Origin of the sequence: Bartonella senegalensis OS02 (assembly GCF_000312545.1) — a bacterium.
GTDB classification, from domain to species: domain Bacteria; phylum Pseudomonadota; class Alphaproteobacteria; order Rhizobiales; family Rhizobiaceae; genus Bartonella; species Bartonella senegalensis.
On record NZ_HE997548.1, the window covers coordinates 1 to 2,042 of the forward strand.

3 protein-coding genes and 1 pseudogene are annotated in these 2,042 nt (G+C 38.4%); 3 read left to right on the forward strand and 1 reads right to left on the reverse strand.

The window, feature by feature from the left end; translation table 11 throughout:
* The first annotated feature begins 247 nt into the window (after positions 1 to 247).
* The 3 genes from BN200_RS08310 (at position 248) to BN200_RS08320 (ending at position 1,475) form a co-directional block, all read left to right on the forward strand.
* Positions 248 to 910: a lysozyme gene (locus tag BN200_RS08310; RefSeq protein ID WP_019222103.1), complete on the forward strand. Its 663-nt coding sequence runs from the start codon at positions 248 to 250 to the stop codon at positions 908 to 910.
* Entirely contained in the window at positions 907 to 1,134 is a 228-nt protein-coding gene (locus BN200_RS08315; protein WP_019222104.1) for a hypothetical protein, read from the forward strand. The genes BN200_RS08310 and BN200_RS08315 overlap by 4 nt, the downstream gene beginning before the upstream one ends.
* A gap of 128 nt (positions 1,135 to 1,262) precedes the next feature.
* Entirely contained in the window at positions 1,263 to 1,475 is a 213-nt protein-coding gene (locus BN200_RS08320; RefSeq protein ID WP_019222105.1) for a hypothetical protein, read from the forward strand.
* 270 nt (positions 1,476 to 1,745) lie between these two features.
* On the opposite strand, the pseudogene BN200_RS08325 reads toward BN200_RS08320, so the two are convergent.
* Positions 1,746 to 2,042, reverse strand: a pseudogene (locus tag BN200_RS08325) (tyrosine-type recombinase/integrase); the annotation flags it as partial.

The window sequence follows — 2,042 nt, forward strand, 5'->3', positions numbered from 1 at the left end:
GAAATCGCCAAAGTTTCCTTGCTCTAAACGATTAAGACGGCGAATAATTGCAGTTTTAGCTTGCACATCACGCAGCTTTCGCAGCCAATCAGTTATCAAGTCTTTGCCATCAGAGGTAAGGTAGTGACGTATTTCAAACATAATTTATATTCGTTTATAAACGAACATTTGTCAAGATAGAAAGAAATTTATTTTTAGATTTTCACGCAGCCTCACCTTGTGTGGGGCTTTTTTTATGGAGAACTTTATGCGGAAAATATCACAAGCAGGTCTTGCTCTCATCAAACAATGGGAAGGCTTGCGCTTAAACGCTTATAAAGACGCCATCGGTGTGTGGACTATTGGTTATGGACATACCAGCGCCGCAGGAAAACCTTTTGTTCACAAGGGCATGACACTCACTGAAAAACAAGCCGAAGAACTTCTTTGTAAAGACTTAAGACAATTTGAAAACACTGTTGCAAAAGCCGTTACAGTCTCTTTAAACTCTTGGCAATTCGCAGCATTGATATCCTTTTGTTATAATGTAGGAACAACAGCTTTTTGCAACTCGACCCTGTTAAGAAAACTCAATAACGGTGAATATGAAGCAGTGCCGGCCGAATTACAAAAATGGACCAAAGCGGGTGGTAAGCGCTTGCAAGGTCTTGTCCACCGACGTGCAGCAGAAGCGGGGTTGTGGGCAAAAGGCGCTTATGTTTCCTCCAACTATCAAACCGTAGAAACAAAGGATTCAACAGCTCTCTTTAAAGCAGAAGCATTGGCCCCCATTATTGGTTCTTTTTCTGGACTTGGCGGCTTACTAGCAGGCAATGGTCCAGTGCAATGGGCTCTTGCTACCATCATGGTTTTAGCAGCTGCTGCTGGTATTTTTCTTGTTGCCAAACGCTTTCAGGAGCACCGACTATGATCTTATGGATAAAAAAGAATTTGCTTCTAACAGGTGCGGCTTTTGCCGCTTTTTTTATGGCTTTAGCTAAAGCTTTTACCCTTGGCAAAAAAGCAGAACAGCAAAAGCAAACAGAAAAAACTTTAAAGGCAGCAACAACGCGGCTTGAGGTGGAAAATGAAGTTAATCAAAAAAGTGATGCTGATGTGCGTAGTGAGCTCTCTCGTTGGTTGCGGAACAAATAAGTATGTCTCTTGTGTTGGTTGGTTACCCATTTATTTAAATAAAAGAGATGTTAACGTCATCAGTTCAAGCTTAGCAAGGGATATCTTAAAACATAACACTCTAGATAAACGTTTGTGTGGATGGAAACATGGCTAAAAGAAAAACAAGAGACGATATAGAGCTTACAGAAGCGGAAAAAGAAATCCTTCAAGAAATTATCATGACCTATAAAAGCGTGAAAGTAATGTCTCGTTATACGAAATGGATTGTACTGATTATACTCTTATTAGCGCTTGATTTTTCACGGATCCTAGATGGCATAGAGAGTATTTTTACACAAAAAACAAATATCCGATTCTAAATACGCTCTGAGACGTGCTAAATTTTTTAGCCAATAGATTTTCTATTTTGCACGTCTCATGGAGGCGATTAATAATGTTTTTACACATTTTACAGTGTTTTTTTTAAATTTTGCACATCATATTTCCCCTCAAAATAGCTAAAAAATACGCAAAAAGATTTGTTAAAACTTTAGATTATTTTTCACAACAGAACTTAGTAACATTCAAAAAATATTAGATAAAGTTAGTGAAAAAAAAGAGGCGCTCTGTAGAGGCAATTGTAAAAAAATCTATTCTGTTATAAATGCAGCCCACCGTTCCAAGAGAGCATGTCGCTGTTCTAAAAAATCTGTCCGCATATAAGCTTTTGTCACTGAACTCCCAACGGAATGCGCAAGAACAGTTTCGGCAATCTCAAACGGTGTTGATGTTGTTTCTGCTATCCAATCCCGTAAGCTTGAACGAAAACCATGGGGTCTATAATCAAAACCTTTGTCTTTCATAAATTTAGAAAGTGTTACATCAGATATAGGCTTTCCAGAAATCCCAGCAAATAAAAAACCATTCTTTTCAAAAGGGAGGGATTT